A 16,190-nucleotide genomic window follows, 5' to 3' on the forward strand; every position below is an offset into this window, starting at 1 on the left:
AGTTAGGAGTTAGTAGAAAAATTCACCACCAACCACTAACCACTAACCACTAACCACCAACCACCAACCACCAACCACTCCTTCATAATGAACACTGCAACTCTAAATTCCCATCGGGTATGGGCGTATCTTCAGTTAATGAGACCTGCTAACATTGTCACTGCATGGGCAGATATTCTGGCAGGGTTTGCAGCTTCAGGGTGCGTTGTTTTTTCAAACGAAGTTGGGATTGCGGAGGCAACGCTAAATAACTTGTCCCCCCTCCTATGGTTGCTGCTAGCAACTACGGGACTGTACGGTGGGGGGGTTATTTTTAATGACATATTTGATACTGAAATAGACGCAATAGAACGACCGGAGCGACCTATTCCCAGTGGAAGGGCATCGCGTATGGGGGCAATTATTCTGGGAAGTTTGTTTTTAAGTGTTGGTGTACTTGCAGCCTCTCAAGTCAGTTGGTTGAGTGCAACTCTGGCAGTGGGTATTGCGGCAGCTGCGATTTTTTATGACGCCTATGGGAAGCATCACCCTGTTTTTGGTCCACTCAACATGGGAATTTGTCGCGGTGGTAACTTATTGCTTGGCGTCAGCGCGGTCTCAACAATGGTTTCAGAATATTGGCTTCTCAGTTTGATTCCCATTGTTTACATTGCTGCTATCACAACCCTAAGTCGGGGTGAGGTGCATGGAGGTAAAGCTAGCACTGGCATCATAGCACTATTACTTATTGGCACAGTCATTGCTGGGCTTTTAGGGTTGGGATTATTGAAAAATTATCACCTACTTGCAGTATTACCGTTTATTGTGCTGCTAGGCATACGGGTGTTACTGCCCTTTATGAAAGCAGCCAGCAACCCAAGCCCAGAAAACATCCGTACAGCTGTAAGAGCCGGTATCCTGTCGTTAATCGTCTTAGATTCTACAATGGCTGCTGGTTTCGCAAACTTGCCATACGGATTGTTAGTTCTGTTGTTATTACCTATTTCGATGGCATTGGCACAAATCTTTGCCGTCACTTGAGCGGGAATCGGTAATCGGTGGTCAGTTATCAGATTTTGGTTACTGTTCACTGTTTACCCTTCACTGGTCACTGGTCACTGGTTACTGTTCACTGGTCACTGTCAAATGCGAATTCTGATTTATTCTTACAACTATCACCCAGAACCCATTGGTATTGCTCCTCTAATGACTGAACTGGCAGAAGGACTGGTAAAGCAAGGTCACCAAGTGCGAGTGATTACGGGAATGCCAAACTACCCCCAACGTGAAATATACGAAGAGTATAGGGGCAAGTGGTTTGTTACAGAATATAAAAATGGCGTTACCATCCAGCGTAGTTATCTGCGAATTAAATCTAAACCCAACCTTATAGACAGGCTTTTATTAGAGTTGAGTTTTGTCTTTACGAGTTTACCGCAAGCTGTTAACGGTTGGCGACCAGATGTCATTCTTTTAACAGTACCACCACTGCTGGTATCTCTACCCGCAATTTTTCTAGGTTGGATATACAACTGCCCAGTCATACTAAATGTACAAGATATCTTGCCAGAAGCAGCTGTACGGGTGGGGCTAATTAGAAACAAATGGATGATTCGCGCCTTAGAAGCTCTAGAAAAATTTGCCTATCGCCGCACTCATATGATTAGTGTGATTGCTGATGGCTTTGTAGAAAATTTAAGAAACAAAGGAGTTCCAGCGCAGAAAATTTTTTGCATTCCCAATTGGGTGAACGTTAATTTCATCCGCCCCTTACCAAAACAGAATAACAACTTTCGAGCAGCTTATCAGTTAGAGGACAAGTTTGTGGTGCTGTACTCTGGCAACATAGCTCTAACCCAAGGTTTAGAAACTGTCATTGAGGCAGCTGCTTCCTTGCGCCACATCCCAAACATCGTGTTTGTCGTTGCAGGCGAATCAAGAGCGTTACAAAGATTAAGGAAATATTGCAAAAGTTGTGGGGCGGATAATGTTTTGCTGGTACCACTTGTACCTAGAGAAAAACTACCGGATTTGCTGGCAGCAGCAGATTTAGGATTGGTTGTGCAAAAACGCAATGTGATTTCCTTTAATATGCCTTCCAAAATCCCACTGCTCTTAGCATCTGGGCGTCCAATTGTAGCCTCAGTTCCCGCTTCTGGTACAGCAGCGCGTGCTGTGGGAAAAAGTGGCGGTGGCATAGTTGTTGCTCCTGAATCACCACAAGCAATGGCATCTGCTGTTTTGGAATTGTATACAAATCCAGCAAAAGCAGCAAAATTGAGCAAACAGGGAAGGCAGTTTGCTATTGAACGTTATTCTTTTGAGCAAGCACTTGCTGATTATGAAGCACTCTTCACTGAGGTTGTAACCAGTTCAACATCAACACCAGCCCCTTTAAACGTTTTGTCAAAACTAACTTCTACTCATTAGTTAGTAGTTAGTGGTTAGTAGTTAGTAGTCAAAAAACACTACTAACCATTAACCACTATCCACTAACCACTAACCATTAAAAAGTTTATGATCTCAGAAAAGCTCCAAAAAACAGATCAAAACCCGATCGAGACCCTGCGCGATCGCCTCTCTATTTTAGAAACATCAGAACTTCCGGATATAGAAGCACAACTTGCAGATGTCGCTGCCCTGCTTGCCCAAGCTGGTATTCCAGAATCAATTTGGGTAAATATACTTAAAAGCTGTCAGGCGGCGCGATCGCGAAACATTCCACCTGCAATAACTGACAACGTCACACCTCAAAAAATTACCATAATTGGAGGACATGGCAGGATGGGCAGATTCTTTACTTCCCAACTGACGATGGCTGGGCATAAAGTCGCTGTCCTTGAAAACGAAGATTGGGAACGAGCAGAGGAATTACTTGGTTCAGCCGACCTAGTAATGATTTGCGTTCCCATTCAATGGACAACACAAGTTATAAAACGTGCTGCGAAATATCTTGCGCCAACGACAGCACTTTGTGACATTACAAGTCTCAAGACCGAACCTGTCCGAGCAATGCTCGAACACCATTGCGGTCCAGTTGTGGGATTGCATCCCATGTTTGGGCCAAATGTTAAATCATTTGTAGGGCAAAAAGTAGTCGCGTGTCCCGGTCGCAACGAAGAATCACTTCAGTGGTTACTAGAGTTGATTCAAAAAAAGGGTGGCGAAGTTATTGTTTGCACACCCGAAGAACACGATCGCATGATGGTGATTATTCAGGCAACGCGTCACTTTTCTAGATTTAGCGTTGGTGTTTTCTTAGCACAAGAGAAAATAGACATAGAGCGCAGCTTGTCTATGTCTAGCCCCAGCTACCGTCAAGAGATTGAAATCATTAAAAGACTATTTGCCCAAAGCCCAGACTTATGTGCGGACATCATGCTGGCGACTTCAGACAGATGCCAAGCCATCGCCCGATTAACCGACACATATAAACGCTTGGCAATGTTAGTAGCACGCAAAGACCGACAAGCCCTGATCGAAGAATTTGAAACTGCTCAAAGGTTTTTTGGAAACGGGAACACAAATTCTTCCAACCAAAGCAATTTTCATCTGTCCTCCGCGAGATACCCCGTCCCTCTATAGGGCTCTGAGGGATAGCGGGTTAAAAAGTGGGGTTCGATGCTCCGGCACCTTTGACTATTGACGGTTAACAGTTACATAATTGAGTAACAAAGACCATGCCTATCGAGATAGATATCTTTCACGACACCGTATGCCCGTGGTGCCGAATCGGTAACAAACACCTTTTTGATGCCCTGGCACAATGGCAAGAGCAAGCGGTCAAGCTTCGGTGGCACCCATTCCTTTTAGACGTAAAAATTCCTGCTACTGGGTGGGAATTTCGCCGCTATATGGAACAAAGGAAAGGTATAAATTCACAAACACTGCAGCAGCTGTTTGATTTGACAAAGCAAGCAGGAGAAGCAGCCGGAGTCAAATTGAATTTTGACAAAGTTCGTTTGGCAGTCAATACCATCCTTTCCCACCAACTGATTGCTTTAGCACCAGACACCATCAAAAACAATATAGTGGAAGCAATTTACAAAGCTTACTTTGAAGACGGGTTAAATATCGGCGATCTTGATGTCATTATTGCCATAGGTACAGCAGTCGGTATGGATTCTACAGAGTTGCAACATCAACTCAGCAATAATGTAGCATTTGATACGGTTTTGGCTGAATCAACGTTTGCTCGTCTCAATGGCGTTAGTAGTATTCCTTTATACATCATCAACAACAAAGTTAGGGTTGATGGTTCTCACTCAGTAGAGGTGTTCCATCAAGCTCTAAATCGTGCGGCTATTATTGAAATATCAACAAAAATATGGTAAGGGAAATCAAGCAGAAGGCTACAGTACAAAATTTACAACCAATCCAACAAACCGTTACAGTTACTTTTAACTACAGAGTGCATTTTACTGTTGGTTTGTTTGACACCAAAAATCCCTTGCTAGCACAAGTGATTGCAGCCGATGGAGAACCCAGTCCGAAAAAGGTACTAGCAGTGGTGGACTCAGGATTATTGCAGTCCCGGCGTATATTACCCAGACAACTGGTACTTTACAGCGAGCACTACGCTGACAAGCTAACACTTGTGGCTGACCCAATTGTAGTTCCGGGTGGAGAAGAAGCAAAAAACTACCCACAGCTGCTAGAACAACTTCACTCTGCCATTGATTCAGTTGGGCTGTGTCGCCACTCCTACCTGTTAGCGATTGGTGGTGGTGCTATGTTGGATTTAGTGGGATACGCAGCGGCAACCGCACATCGCGGAATTCGTCTAATCCGCGTTCCTACGACTGTCCTGGCGCAAAATGATTCTGGTGTAGGAGTAAAGAACGGCATCAATGCCTTTGGTAAAAAGAACTTTCTCGGCACTTTCGCCCCACCATATGCAGTTATAAATGATACTTCTTTTTTAACATCCTTGGATGACCGGGATTGGCGTTCTGGGATCGCAGAAGCGGTCAAAGTGGCGCTTATTAAGGATAGTGGCTTCTTTGAGTATATCCGGACTTATGCCCATGCACTTGCTTGCCGGGATATGAACGCCATGCAGAATGTGATTTATAGATGTGCCCAATTACACATGGATCATATTGCTAAAGGTGGCGACCCCTTTGAAATGGGTTCATCCCGTCCTTTGGATTTCGGTCACTGGGCAGCACACAAGCTAGAACAGTTAACAAACTACAGCCTGCGTCATGGAGAAGCAGTGGCGATTGGTATTGCGTTGGATAGCACCTACTCCTATCTCATAGGGCTGCTTTCTCGAATAGAGTGGCAGCGTATACTCTACACTCTTTCAGAGCTGGGCTTTAAGTTGTATGTCTCAGAACTATCAGAACACATGGAAAACTTGGAACATCCGAGGTGCTTATTCCGAGGACTCAACGAGTTTCGGGAACACTTGGGTGGCGAACTCACAATTACACTTTTAGAAAGCGTTGGCAAGGGTATGGAGGTACACGAGGTAGACGTCTCTTTGTACAAACAAGCAATTTGGTTGCTCAGCGAGTTTTATGACTCCACATTACCAAGGTCTGGCTGGGAAGCGATCGTTAGTTAACAAACTTTTGGCAAAAGTTCATTTAATTCTCACGCAAAGGCGCATTCGTCGCAAAGCTACCTGATGCGTCTTTCCGTCTTGGCGTGAGATACAAAAATAACTAGTACAGAAAGGCTGAAGTATGAAGGATAAAGTATGAAATTAAAAGGCTTACACTGTAAGCTTTGGAACGATTTACAATGGTTGCCTTATTTACGCCCACTTGTACTAGTGACTTTTCACTAAAATTAAATAGGGAAAAATTTATGAAAATAGATACCAATAGTAACTTTCACTTAACATACTGTACGAATATTCATCCCGGCGAAGAGTGGAACAAAGTCTTTGCTAACTTAAAGCAATACATACCATCCCTTAAAGCACGTCTTCTTGGGTCAGATTCCCAACGTGTTGAAGAAGTTGAGAATCTTGCAGCCCATAAAAATCAATTTGGGATTGGACTGCGATTGGCAGATGTGGCAACCAAGGAATTACTGCAAGGAAACACCCTGCTAGAGTTTCAATCTTGGTTGACCGAACAGGGCTTATACGTCTTTACCTTAAATGGTTTTCCTTTTGGTGGATTTCACCGACAGGTCGTGAAAGACCAGGTTTATGCACCAGATTGGTCAAAGCAAGAGCGCTTGGACTACACTATAAGATTGGCAAAAATACTAGCACATCTTTTACCCTCGGGTATTGAAGGTAGTATTTCTACACTACCGTTGTCTTACAAGCCTTGGTTTCAAGGAAATCAACTTTTTCTAGCTTCTGTCACAAGGAGTGCCACTCTCCATATAGCAGAATTAGTGGCAGAAATGATAAGGATTAAAAATGAAACTGGAAAAAACTTACATCTGGATTTAGAACCAGAACCTGATGGGCTTATAGAAAATGCTGCGGAGGTTGTGGATTATTTCCAGACGTCTTTATTACCTATAGGTGGAGATTATTTAGCAAAGCATTTAGGTATATCTTTGGAAGCCGCCAAAGCTCATTTATTAAATCACGTGCGTATTTGTTACGATACCTGCCATTTTGCAGTGGAGTATGAAAACCCAATTGAGGTTTTCCAACAATTTCAAGCTGCAGGAATTCAAGTTGGTAAAATTCAAATCAGTGCAGCATTGCAGGTCAACATTCCAACAGATATTGAACGGCGTCGCCTTCTACAAGAGAGATTACTTCCCTTTGCTGAATCTACATATTTACATCAGGTTATTGCAAGAGACAGTAATAGCAAACTGCGTCACTATCAAGATTTAGAACAAGCTTTACCAGATCTAGAAAGTACGACAGCTTGTGAGTGGCGGATTCACTTCCATGTCCCCATTTTTATTCATGATTACCACTTATTCCACTCTACTCAAGACGATATTACTAAGGTATTGGAGTTATTACAGGATAATCATGCTTGTGACCACCTTGAAATTGAAACTTACACCTGGGAAGTGTTACCAAAGGAGATGAAGTTGGATTTACCATCATCACTTCAAAGAGAGTATGAATGGGTGTTGTCAAAGATGGTAGCAAATATTAGAAAAGAATTCGTAGTTAGCTGTTGAGCAAAGAAAATAAGGTGAGGGTTAGGGAGGGGTATTGCTTCACAAGATGCTCCCAAATAAATCGCATTTAACCCCTTCCTATAGCAATCATTGCCTCAAGTTCTTCCAATGCTTGAACGCTACCTACTTGCCAAGCACGTTCCACCAAAGCAGGAATAATTTGTGTTAATTGTATATTTTCAAAATTGGGACTGATATCAGATTTTATGTAATTTCCTTCTCTAAGCAAATAGATAGTAAGTATACCACTATCATAAATCCATACTTCTGGAACACCAATTGCCTTATATGCTTCAAGAGTAGTTTTAGAAGAGACATCGGTTTCAATTGCTAAATCCGGTGGTGGATCGTCCGCTTGTAACCGACGACGACCAATCATGCGTTGGTAATTTTCAATATAAAAGCAAGCATCAGGTTCAACTCCTGCTGTACCTTCCTTTTTAAAGGTGGTGGAACCAAAAGGTTCATATCTTTTGCCTTTAGCTTTAAGCAAGGTTTTGACAATATCTGAAATTAATTCTTTTGGCTTCTCATGTTCTGGTAAGGGAAGCATAATTTCTAAAGTCCCCTTGCTGTAAGCTATTCTGGCACTTCGCTGTTCGCCCAATTCCAGCAAAATCAACTCAAACTCCTCCCAACTCACATCTGGGATAGTCACTAAGCTACCAGGAGCCAATCGTATCTTGCTAACAGGTTTGACAACGGGAGCTACAGCAGTCATAACGAAGGATAAGAAACAAATTTTATCTTCATTTATTATAAAGTAGTTAAAGCCTTAACACTTTTTACCACAGGTTTTGCAACCATTTGCATTCCTTCTGATGGGACTAAGGTAAGACCACGGCGCACGGGGCGTGTCGGACGCTTGTTGGCTGCTGATAGCTGAAAGCTCGATAGAATTGTCGCCAATACTAATTTCATTTCATACAAAGCAAATGCCATACCAATACAGCGATGAGTTCCGCCACCAAATGGCAAATATTCGTATGGAGAAAATTGCCTTTCCAAAAAGCGTTCTGGTTTGAATTGCTTGGGCTGTGGATAAACTTCTTCCCGATGATGCGCTAAGTAAACACTGGGGAAAACAATTGTTCCAACTGGCAGATTATAGCCCATAATTTCAATAGGCGATCGCACAATACGAGGAGAGGCAGTGATTGCGACGGGGTAAATCCGCAAGGTTTCTTGGCAGGTTGCTGTCAGGTAGGGCAATTTGGAAATAGTACTCGGATCGGGGTCGTCACCTAGGGTATCGAGTTCCTCTAGCACTTTGTCACGAACCTCTGGTAAACGACTGAGCCAGTAAAAAGCCCATGTTAATGCCGAAGCTGTAGTTTCGTGTCCAGCTACCAGTAGAGTCATTAACTCATCGCGTAACTCAAATGACAAATGACAAATGACTCTCTAATATGACTACTTGGTTAAGTTTGTGCGGGGCAATTTTAGTCGTGGCTTACCTACTGGGTTCCATACCTACTGGATACACAGTCGCTAAGCTTCTTAAAGGGATTGATATTCGGGACGTTGGTTCTGGGTCAACCGGTGCAACAAATGTACTCAGAACTTTAGGCACGGGACCTGGGGCTTTTGTTTTACTCGTTGATTGTTTGAAGGGAGTCTTGGCAATATTCCTCGTTTACTGGTTTTTTAACTTTGCTCCCAGTCAAAATTTTGTCCCTCCTACGGTCAATACCCAAGTGTGGCAACCTTGGATGGTGACTTTGGCTGGTTTATTTGCTGTCTTGGGACATAGCAAATCTATATTTTTAGGCTTTAGTGGCGGGAAATCGGTGGCTACCAGTTTGGGGCTTTTGCTTTCTATGAATTGGGTGGTGGGTTTGGCAACAGCAGGTGTGTTTGCTGTTGTTGTGGCAATATCGCGGATTGTCTCTTTAAGTTCAATTGCAGGTGCGATCGCTGTTCCTATCCTCATGGTAGTTTTGCATCAACCGCTTCCCTACATCCTGTTTGGAGTTGTCGCTGGATTCTATGTCATTTTTCGCCACAAGGCAAATATTCAACGTTTGCTAGCCGGTACCGAACCAAGGATCGGTCAGAAAGTACAGGTTGAAGCGGAACAAACTGCGCCCCTCAGCTAGTAGATAGCTCATTTGCCAGCCAGTACTAGTTCGGCACTCAAATCCAACTCTGGAAACGTGGGAGAGATGATGCGTTCTTGTCCTCGGAATACCACAGCGTCATAAAACCCTTCTACTAAGGTACATACCGTTATCACCTCTTGAATGGGGTCAACAATCCAGTACTCGGGAATTTCAAGGACAGCGTACTCGGAACGCTTGCTGCGGTAATCTGTCGTTAGAGTAGATTCACTCACAACTTCTACTACCAGCACGGGGGGAGATTCGTTAAGTTCGATGACGGCTTCCCGGTTAAAGAGAGCTTCCCACTGTTCTATTGGTAAAACCACCACGTCTGGAACCCGAGAAGTATCCCACCGTCCCCCCCGTGGCGAACGAATCCCGACGGAAAATTTTTGTGCTGTCCAATTTCTTCCCATTTTGGCACTTTCATCATCGAAGGTTCTTTCTAAAAGTTTGGAGATTCCGCCGTGCTTCCCAGTGCCAAGACTCATGGCAATTAATTCTCCATCAACTAATTCGTATTGGGTATCCGTGCCATCGTCATACTTGAGATACTCTTCAAAAGAAAGTTTTTTGGTTGCTGCGGTCATCGCCATCGCACTCCTTATTGAGGCAATACAACAAGAAGGTACAATTCTACTCTAGCTAGTTAAAATAGAACTTTGGAGCATTGTGCATCCCTAATTATTATGCGTCTTCCTATTGTTGCTATTATTGGTCGCCCGAATGTGGGCAAATCTACCCTGGTCAATCGTCTTGCTGGGGAACAATCTGCTATTGTACATGATGAACCGGGAGTGACACGCGATCGCACCTACAAACCAGCTTACTGGCGCGATCGCGAGTTTTCGGTAGTAGACACTGGTGGTTTGGTATTTAATGATGACACGGAATTTTTACCGTTGATTCGCCAGCAGGCGATGGCTGCACTAACAGAAGCAAGTGCCGCGATTTTTGTCGTGGATGGTCAAACCGGACCAACACCATCTGATGAAGAAATTGCCGAGTGGTTGCGGCAACAACCAGTTCCTGTCTTGCTTACTGTTAACAAATGTGAGTCTCCAGAACAAGGTTTGATTCAAGCTGCTGAGTTTTGGGAGTTAGGATTGGGGGAACCTTTTGCTATTTCTGCCATTCATGGCAGTGGCACGGGAGACTTGCTTGATGCCCTGATGGCTTACCTTCCAGAAACAAAGGACATCCCAGAAGTTAATGAAATTAAAGTGGCGATTGTGGGGCGTCCAAATGTAGGCAAATCCAGTATGTTGAATGCCTTGGTGGGCGAACAAAGAGCAATAGTTAGCCCAATTTCCGGCACAACCCGCGATGCTATTGACACCGTCATTGAAAGAAATGGGCAAACATATCGCGTGATTGACACAGCAGGGATTCGCAAAAAGAAGAACGTGGAATACGGCCCGGAATTCTTTAGCATTAACCGTGCTTTTAAAGCAATTCGCCGTGCTGATGTGGTTTTATTGGTTATAGATGCCCTAGATGGCGTGACCGAGCAAGACCAAAAGTTGGCTGGACGCATTATTGAAGAGGGTCGAGCTTGTGTACTGGTTGTGAATAAATGGGACGCGGTCGAAAAAGACTCTTACACAATTTACGATTACCAGAAACATTTGGAAGAGCGACTGCACTTTACTGAATGGGCAGAAATCATTTTTGTCAGTGCTTTAACCGGGCAACGGGTAGAGAAAATTCTGGAATTGGTGAATAGGGCAGCCGAATCACACAAACGCCGTGTGAGTACATCCGTGATTAATGAAGTTTTGGAAGAAGCGGTTGGCAGGCATAGTCCCCCAGTTTCTCGCGGTGGGCGTCAGGGCAGAATTTATTACGGTACCCAAGTCAGTACTCAACCGCCTACAATAGCATTGTTTGTTAACGAAGCCAAACGCTTCAATGACAACTACCGCCGCTACATAGAGCGACAATTTCGCCAAAATTTGGGCTTTCAAGGCACCCCCATTCGCATATTATGGCGGAGCAAAAAAACTCGTGATGTTGAAAGTACTAATACAAATAGAGCCACACGCGTGTAATAGTTGTCGTTTGTCATTTGTCATTTGTCCTTTGTCCTTTGTAATACTAATGACTGATAACTAATGACCAATGACCAATGACTAATGACTAATCACCAATCACTAAAATGGATTTACTGCGATCGCTACCCATTGGTCTTTATCTAGAACAACCACAAACTTGGCTGCACAAACTAGATCCGCGAGTCAAGTTAGTCTGGTTGATGAGCTTTTTGACAACCTATTTGTTTGCCAACAACTTGTGGCGCGTACTGCTGGTAGTCATTTTAATTCTGGCGACTTTAATCGCTCGAATTCCCAAACGAGTTTGGGGTCAGCAAATGGGTTGGCTGTTAACTCTATGCTTTTTTGTTCTCCTTATTTTAACTGTTAGCCCTGATGGTTACGGTATAAATTATTATCCCCGTTTACCGACTAACCAACAAGTCTTGGCGGAAAAATCATCTCCCAATCCTCCCACTCCTGTACCTTTGCCCGGTAGTAAAAAACAGGACTACACTTATGTATTGTTTGACAGAGGTCCAGTGAGAGCAACTCGCCACTCTTTGGACTTGGCAATACGTGTCAGTACAATGGTTTTTACTTTAATTTATAGTACTAATTTATACTTATTAACCACTGCCCCAGAGGAAATTACAGCAGCTATAGAAAGTTTAATGCAACCCTTGCGAAAGCTAAAGTTACCCGTCACCGAAATCACTTTGACACTAACTTTGTCTTTGCGGTTTATACCCCTGGTTCTAGAAGAAATTCAGAACTTAATTCGTTCTGTCATGACACGGGCAATTAACTGGAAAAAACTTGGATTGAAAGGGGCAGTGAAAATTTGGTTGCTCATTGCAGAAAGGCTGTTGGAAAATTTACTCCTTAGGGCAGAACAAATGGCTGGCGCGATGATGGTGCGAGGCTTTACCAGCCCTAATGAACATAAAGTGCAATGGCATGACTTACGGTTAGCAAGGCGTGACTGGCTGGCTATAGGATTTCTTATCTTATTTTGGGGGGTACGGCTGGCAATAGGAACGGAAGTTTAGAACGATGGAGATTCAATCGTCAGGGTGTATTTATATCTCTAAAATTACCAAATTTATTTTTGCCACACTACCAATATGACTCCACTCACAATTAAACTCAAACCTACTAAACGGGTAATGGGGATGGTTTCTTTAAACACAAAGTAACCTACCAATACAGAAAAAACATAGACCAGGGATATAGATGGACCAGCGATGCTGAGATTGACTCTAGTCAGCAGAAGAATATATGCTAAAGCGCCCAGGGCATAACTGGTGAGACCTGCTAAAAGTTCAGGGATTGTAATAATGCTCAGGATATGACTAACAGCGTTTTCAACGTTAACCCTTCCTAACTTGGTTGCTCCTGCTTTTAAAAGAAACTGCCCTGCAACACTTGTTAGTACTGACATGAACAGCAAACCAAATTCTTGCGGTGTCACAAAAACTTCCTCAAGGTTTCTAATTCTAACTTTAATATTATGTCAATTTTTCTATGGGTTATTGCTGATGATTGAGATTTATTTGCTAAATGTCAATCACCAGCATAAACTTGAATCAAAGTTTTGATATCAAATTGGATTCTTTTTTGCTCTCCTTGCAATTAATATGTACTTGCGCTTACTCTAAATCTAGATGTTTGGGCATTATAAATGTCTTCAAGAATGTCTTGAATATTATACTTGTAATGCCACTGAGGGAAGTGAGATTGAAACTTGCTGACATCAGAAATATACCAAATGTGATCTCCAGAGCGGTTGTTATCTGTGTATGTGTACTTGAGTTTCTTACCTACAAGATTTTCACAAATAGAGATCGCTTCTAGCATGGAGCAGTTGCTATGGCGAGAACCACCTATGTTGTACACTTCTCCACATTTGGGATTGAGATAAAAATGGTGGAAGGCATTGACTAAATCATGGCTGTGAATGTTATCTCTAACTTGCTTGCCTTTATATCCATATATTGTGTACTGAGAGGATGTAATTGTACACTTCATTAAATAAGCAAGAAAGCCATGTAACTCGGCACCTGAATGATATGGACCTGTGAGACAACCTCCTCTAAAGCTGGCTGTCTTCATACCAAAGTATTTTCCATACTCTTGAACTAAAACATCTGCGGCAACTTTGGAAACCCCAAACAGAGAATGTTTTGAATTATCAATTGACATTGATTCATCAATACCCTTTGCATATCTATGATTGGGAGCGATTTCCCAGCGGGTTTCTAATTCCTCAAGGGGTAAAGAGTTTGGCGTATCTCCATAGACCTTATTGGTTGAGGTAAAGATAAAAACAGCATCTGGGCAATATTTCCGAGTTGCTTCCAGTAGAACTAAAGTGCCATTGGCATTGACAGTAAAATCCGTATGAGGGTCTTTTGCTGCCCAATCATGAGATGGTTGTGCCGCTGTATGGATAATCAATTCAATATCAGAAGAATACTCCTGGAAAATACTTTCAATACCTTGTTGGTTGCGAATATCTAAGTTATAGTGTGTGTAACGATCTCCATATTTTTCTCTGAGCAAATTTCTGTTCCAAATAGTTGATGCCGATTTGCCAAAGAAAAAAGAACGCATATCATTGTCAATCCCGACAATGTTAAATCCCAATTCGGCAAAAAAGTGAACTGATTCCGAACCAATTAATCCAGCAGAACCTGTCACGATAACTACGGACATAACACTCCTCAATAAATAAATTTAAGACAGAACAGGAGAGAGTATTGCTTCGTTGTCAGATATCCACTTATAAATATCTTCTAAAACTTCTTTTGGCTTAATGGTAGGTTGCCATGAAGTTTTGCTGATTATTTTGGTGGAATCCGTGATAAATATAGGTACGTCACCGGGACGTTCTTCCAAAGTTGCTGCAATCTGAGTTGACTTACCCGTAATTTCTTGGCATACCTGAGTCGTTTCTAAGAGTGATAGACTGTTACTCGCTCCTCCACCCACGTTCAGTACGTCACCATCTAGTTCTGCAAAGTGCTGTAACTGATAGTCAATTAACCTCAATAAGTCCTGAACGTGCAGTAAATCCCGTACTTGCTTACCTGTTCCACCGTAGCCAATGTAACTAAGAGGTTTTTGAAAGTAATGGGCTGCAACCCAGAGAACAAAAACTCCTTGATCGACTTTCCCCATTTGCCAGGGCCCTGTAATGACTCCACAACGGTTAACGATTGCGGGTATATTGTAAGCTTGCCTGTATTCTTCAATCAAAAGTTCGGAAGCTAGCTTTGTTGTGCCATAAAGAGAACGATAACCGTGCAAGGGGAAATTTTCGGAAATGCCCAATTCGGAGACACCGGCTAAGGTTTGTGCGGGTGCGATCGCAAACCGTGTGGGCAATTCTATAATATTTATGGATGAGAGGGCTGCGATCGGATACACGCGACTCGTAGAGAGAAAGAGTAAACGAGCTTGTGTCATTCTGGCTAACTCCAGAATGTTGATTGTGCCTAGCAAATTGGTTTGAAGCACGTACTGTGGTGACGAAAAGCCTGCTAGTACTGAAGGTTCAGCAGAGCAGTCAATGATATTGTCTACCTTAAAGACAGTTGGATCTAAATCCGTTGGAGAACGGATATCACCGTGAACAAACTCAATTCCCATCTGCTTAAACCTCGGAAGGTTTAACTCAGAACCCCGACGCCGCAGGTTATCAAGACAAATAACTTGCCAATCCGGATAATTTTCTTTTAAACCAATTGCTACAGAACTGCCAATAAACCCCGCACCGCCCAAAACTAAAACCTTCTCAGGCACTTGGTTTCACCTCTGCTAGTCTTTTGTTCCGGTGGTAGTCTCCCCGTGATAGATGCTTTTCTAACCAAACATAAAGAACAATAAATAGATAGCGGCTTCCCATCTCTTTAATTTTGAGTTTTGATACCCCTGTTTTCCGGTTGTACCATCTCATGGGAATCACTGTATAAGAAAATCCCCTAATGATAGCTTTGAGGGGAAGCTCTACAGTAAGATTGAAGTGATGGCTGAGAATTGGTTGCACCCCATTTATAACTTCTCGCCTGTATATTTTAAAAGCGTTAGTTGTGTCGTTATAACGTAATCCGAAAATTGTTTTCACAAACCAGTTTGCCCAACGGTTAATTAACAGTTTGTGAATGGGATAGTCAACCACCTTACCCCCTTTGATAAAGCGCGAACCAAACACGCAGTCATAACCTTGTAGAAGCTTGTAATACCCTGTTATTAAATCTTTTGGGTCATCTGAAGCATCTGCCATCATAATTGCAACTGCATCGCCTTCAAACTCAGCCAATCCGCGACGCACTGCAAACCCAAACCCATTCGGTGGTTGATTGTTAATGTATCGTACAGTTTTAAATGTTTGAGACAGTTGCTGGCAAATAGCTTGAGTATTGTCTCTACTGTTGTCATTTACGAGCAGAATTTCGTGTTGAATACCTTCTTGCTCAAGAGTATCAACTAAGTTACTTACTGTTCCATAGAGACAGCCCTCCTCATTGTGAGCAGGTATGACAACTGAAATTTTCATCACTCACTCCACCACTTTAACTTTTGGTTCGCCAATTAACTTGACCAACTGTTTTCCATCTGAGTCGTAGACCCAAGCTTGAATAAAAGCTTCTCCCAACAGCATTGCTCTAGGGGAAACTTCAATTGATAAACCAGATTTTTAATGAAGGCTTGAGTTCAAAGCCTTCACCATATCGGTTTTGTCTAATTGTACAACGGCAATTGCCAAGAATAATTGATTACTTCCACATGACAGTAAAACTGTGTTTGGCTGTTCCTGCTTTTGATATGATAGCCCAACCTAAAAATTGAACGTTATCTTTTTTCGACACAATTTCAAGCTGAGCAGTTGTAGAGGGGCTTTCAAGATAGCCGTGATTCCCTACAGGATTAGTTACAAAAGTTAAAGTGTTTCAAC

Annotated in this window: 15 protein-coding genes and 1 pseudogene; 9 read left to right on the forward strand and 7 right to left on the reverse strand. The window is 42.8% G+C overall.

Going from position 1 to position 16,190, the window contains the following annotated elements; translation table 11 throughout:
* The first annotated feature begins 87 nt into the window (after nucleotides 1–87).
* The 6 genes from eboC to eboE all read left to right on the forward strand — a co-directional run bounded on the left by eboC (nucleotide 88) and on the right by eboE (nucleotide 7,095).
* The gene (gene eboC, locus ACYRY3_RS41550; RefSeq protein WP_460207687.1) at nucleotides 88–1,020 is read left to right on the forward strand and encodes a UbiA-like protein EboC; all 933 of its coding nucleotides are present in this window, start codon (nucleotides 88–90) and stop codon (nucleotides 1,018–1,020) included.
* Between the two features lie 105 nt (nucleotides 1,021–1,125).
* Nucleotides 1,126–2,409: a glycosyltransferase family 4 protein gene (locus ACYRY3_RS41555; RefSeq protein WP_460207688.1), complete on the forward strand. Its 1,284-nt coding sequence runs from the start codon at nucleotides 1,126–1,128 to the stop codon at nucleotides 2,407–2,409.
* A gap of 87 nt (nucleotides 2,410–2,496) precedes the next feature.
* On the forward strand, nucleotides 2,497–3,564 hold the full coding sequence (tyrA, locus tag ACYRY3_RS41560) for a bifunctional chorismate mutase/prephenate dehydrogenase (protein WP_460207689.1): 1,068 nt from the start codon (nucleotides 2,497–2,499) through the stop codon (nucleotides 3,562–3,564).
* 95 nt (nucleotides 3,565–3,659) lie between these two features.
* Entirely contained in the window at nucleotides 3,660–4,313 is a 654-nt protein-coding gene (locus ACYRY3_RS41565; RefSeq protein WP_460207690.1) for a DsbA family oxidoreductase, read from the forward strand.
* Complete coding sequence (locus ACYRY3_RS41570; RefSeq protein WP_460207691.1) at nucleotides 4,307–5,551, forward strand: 3-dehydroquinate synthase; 1,245 nt, start codon at nucleotides 4,307–4,309, stop codon at nucleotides 5,549–5,551. Before ACYRY3_RS41565 ends, ACYRY3_RS41570 begins: the two co-directional genes overlap by 7 nt.
* A 245-nt stretch (nucleotides 5,552–5,796) precedes the next feature.
* Entirely contained in the window at nucleotides 5,797–7,095 is a 1,299-nt protein-coding gene (eboE, locus tag ACYRY3_RS41575; protein WP_460207692.1) for a metabolite traffic protein EboE, read from the forward strand.
* A 67-nt stretch (nucleotides 7,096–7,162) separates the two neighbouring features.
* Here the strand turns inward: eboE and ACYRY3_RS41580 are convergent, their stop codons facing one another.
* Together ACYRY3_RS41580 and ACYRY3_RS41585 are read right to left on the reverse strand one after the other, a co-directional pair.
* Nucleotides 7,163–7,816, reverse strand: coding sequence for a Uma2 family endonuclease (locus ACYRY3_RS41580; protein ID WP_460207693.1), 654 nt, complete (start codon nucleotides 7,814–7,816; stop codon nucleotides 7,163–7,165).
* A 35-nt stretch (nucleotides 7,817–7,851) separates the two neighbouring features.
* Nucleotides 7,852–8,475, reverse strand: a pseudogene (locus tag ACYRY3_RS41585) (cytochrome P450); the annotation flags it as partial.
* Nucleotides 8,476–8,504: 29 nt separating this feature from the next.
* Here ACYRY3_RS41585 and plsY point away from each other — a divergent pair.
* Nucleotides 8,505–9,194 carry a glycerol-3-phosphate 1-O-acyltransferase PlsY gene (plsY, locus tag ACYRY3_RS41590; protein ID WP_460207694.1) on the forward strand — a complete coding sequence of 230 codons (690 nt, stop codon included), beginning with the start codon at nucleotides 8,505–8,507 and terminating at the stop codon, nucleotides 9,192–9,194.
* An 8-nt stretch (nucleotides 9,195–9,202) separates the two neighbouring features.
* Here the strand turns inward: plsY and ACYRY3_RS41595 are convergent, their stop codons facing one another.
* Complete coding sequence (locus tag ACYRY3_RS41595; protein WP_460207695.1) at nucleotides 9,203–9,787, reverse strand: Uma2 family endonuclease; 585 nt, start codon at nucleotides 9,785–9,787, stop codon at nucleotides 9,203–9,205.
* A gap of 99 nt (nucleotides 9,788–9,886) precedes the next feature.
* Between ACYRY3_RS41595 and der the strand changes: the two genes are divergently transcribed.
* Nucleotides 9,887–11,248 (forward strand): ribosome biogenesis GTPase Der, encoded by a 1,362-nt coding sequence (gene der, locus ACYRY3_RS41600; RefSeq protein ID WP_460207696.1) that lies wholly within the window; start codon nucleotides 9,887–9,889, stop codon nucleotides 11,246–11,248.
* A 107-nt stretch (nucleotides 11,249–11,355) separates the two neighbouring features.
* The gene (locus ACYRY3_RS41605; protein WP_460207697.1) at nucleotides 11,356–12,282 is read left to right on the forward strand and encodes an energy-coupling factor transporter transmembrane component T family protein; all 927 of its coding nucleotides are present in this window, start codon (nucleotides 11,356–11,358) and stop codon (nucleotides 12,280–12,282) included.
* 53 nt (nucleotides 12,283–12,335) lie between these two features.
* On the opposite strand, the gene ACYRY3_RS41610 is transcribed toward ACYRY3_RS41605, so the two are convergent.
* The 4 genes from ACYRY3_RS41610 to ACYRY3_RS41625 all read right to left on the reverse strand — a co-directional run bounded on the left by ACYRY3_RS41610 (nucleotide 12,336) and on the right by ACYRY3_RS41625 (nucleotide 15,791).
* Nucleotides 12,336–12,704: a DMT family transporter gene (locus tag ACYRY3_RS41610; protein WP_460207698.1), complete on the reverse strand. Its 369-nt coding sequence runs from the start codon at nucleotides 12,702–12,704 to the stop codon at nucleotides 12,336–12,338.
* Nucleotides 12,705–12,865: 161 nt separating this feature from the next.
* Nucleotides 12,866–13,948 carry an NAD-dependent epimerase/dehydratase family protein gene (locus ACYRY3_RS41615; protein WP_460207699.1) on the reverse strand — a complete coding sequence of 361 codons (1,083 nt, stop codon included), beginning with the start codon at nucleotides 13,946–13,948 and terminating at the stop codon, nucleotides 12,866–12,868.
* A gap of 21 nt (nucleotides 13,949–13,969) precedes the next feature.
* Nucleotides 13,970–15,037 carry an NAD-dependent epimerase/dehydratase family protein gene (locus tag ACYRY3_RS41620; protein ID WP_460207700.1) on the reverse strand — a complete coding sequence of 356 codons (1,068 nt, stop codon included), beginning with the start codon at nucleotides 15,035–15,037 and terminating at the stop codon, nucleotides 13,970–13,972.
* Complete coding sequence (locus tag ACYRY3_RS41625) at nucleotides 15,030–15,791, reverse strand: glycosyltransferase family 2 protein (protein WP_460207701.1); 762 nt, start codon at nucleotides 15,789–15,791, stop codon at nucleotides 15,030–15,032. Before ACYRY3_RS41625 ends, ACYRY3_RS41620 begins: the two co-directional genes overlap by 8 nt.
* Nucleotides 15,792–16,190 lie beyond the last annotated feature (399 nt).

The sequence above is a fragment of the Scytonema sp. NUACC21 genome (assembly GCF_054684315.1).

Excerpts from the sequence above, each read along its gene's own strand:
- eboC (WP_460207687.1), top strand. The coding sequence starts at position 88 with ATGAACACTGCAACTCTAAATTCCCATCGGGTATGGGCGTATCTTCAG.
- ACYRY3_RS41555 (WP_460207688.1), top strand. The coding sequence starts at position 1,126 with ATGCGAATTCTGATTTATTCTTACAACTATCACCCAGAACCCATTGGT.
- tyrA (WP_460207689.1), top strand. The coding sequence starts at position 2,497 with ATGATCTCAGAAAAGCTCCAAAAAACAGATCAAAACCCGATCGAGACC.
- ACYRY3_RS41565 (WP_460207690.1), top strand. The coding sequence starts at position 3,660 with ATGCCTATCGAGATAGATATCTTTCACGACACCGTATGCCCGTGGTGC.
- ACYRY3_RS41570 (WP_460207691.1), top strand. The coding sequence starts at position 4,307 with ATGGTAAGGGAAATCAAGCAGAAGGCTACAGTACAAAATTTACAACCA.
- eboE (WP_460207692.1), top strand. The coding sequence starts at position 5,797 with ATGAAAATAGATACCAATAGTAACTTTCACTTAACATACTGTACGAAT.
- ACYRY3_RS41580 (WP_460207693.1), bottom strand. The coding sequence starts at position 7,816 with ATGACTGCTGTAGCTCCCGTTGTCAAACCTGTTAGCAAGATACGATTG.
- plsY (WP_460207694.1), top strand. The coding sequence starts at position 8,505 with ATGACTACTTGGTTAAGTTTGTGCGGGGCAATTTTAGTCGTGGCTTAC.
- ACYRY3_RS41595 (WP_460207695.1), bottom strand. The coding sequence starts at position 9,787 with ATGACCGCAGCAACCAAAAAACTTTCTTTTGAAGAGTATCTCAAGTAT.
- der (WP_460207696.1), top strand. The coding sequence starts at position 9,887 with ATGCGTCTTCCTATTGTTGCTATTATTGGTCGCCCGAATGTGGGCAAA.
- ACYRY3_RS41605 (WP_460207697.1), top strand. The coding sequence starts at position 11,356 with ATGGATTTACTGCGATCGCTACCCATTGGTCTTTATCTAGAACAACCA.
- ACYRY3_RS41615 (WP_460207699.1), bottom strand. The coding sequence starts at position 13,948 with ATGTCCGTAGTTATCGTGACAGGTTCTGCTGGATTAATTGGTTCGGAA.
- ACYRY3_RS41625 (WP_460207701.1), bottom strand. The coding sequence starts at position 15,791 with ATGAAAATTTCAGTTGTCATACCTGCTCACAATGAGGAGGGCTGTCTC.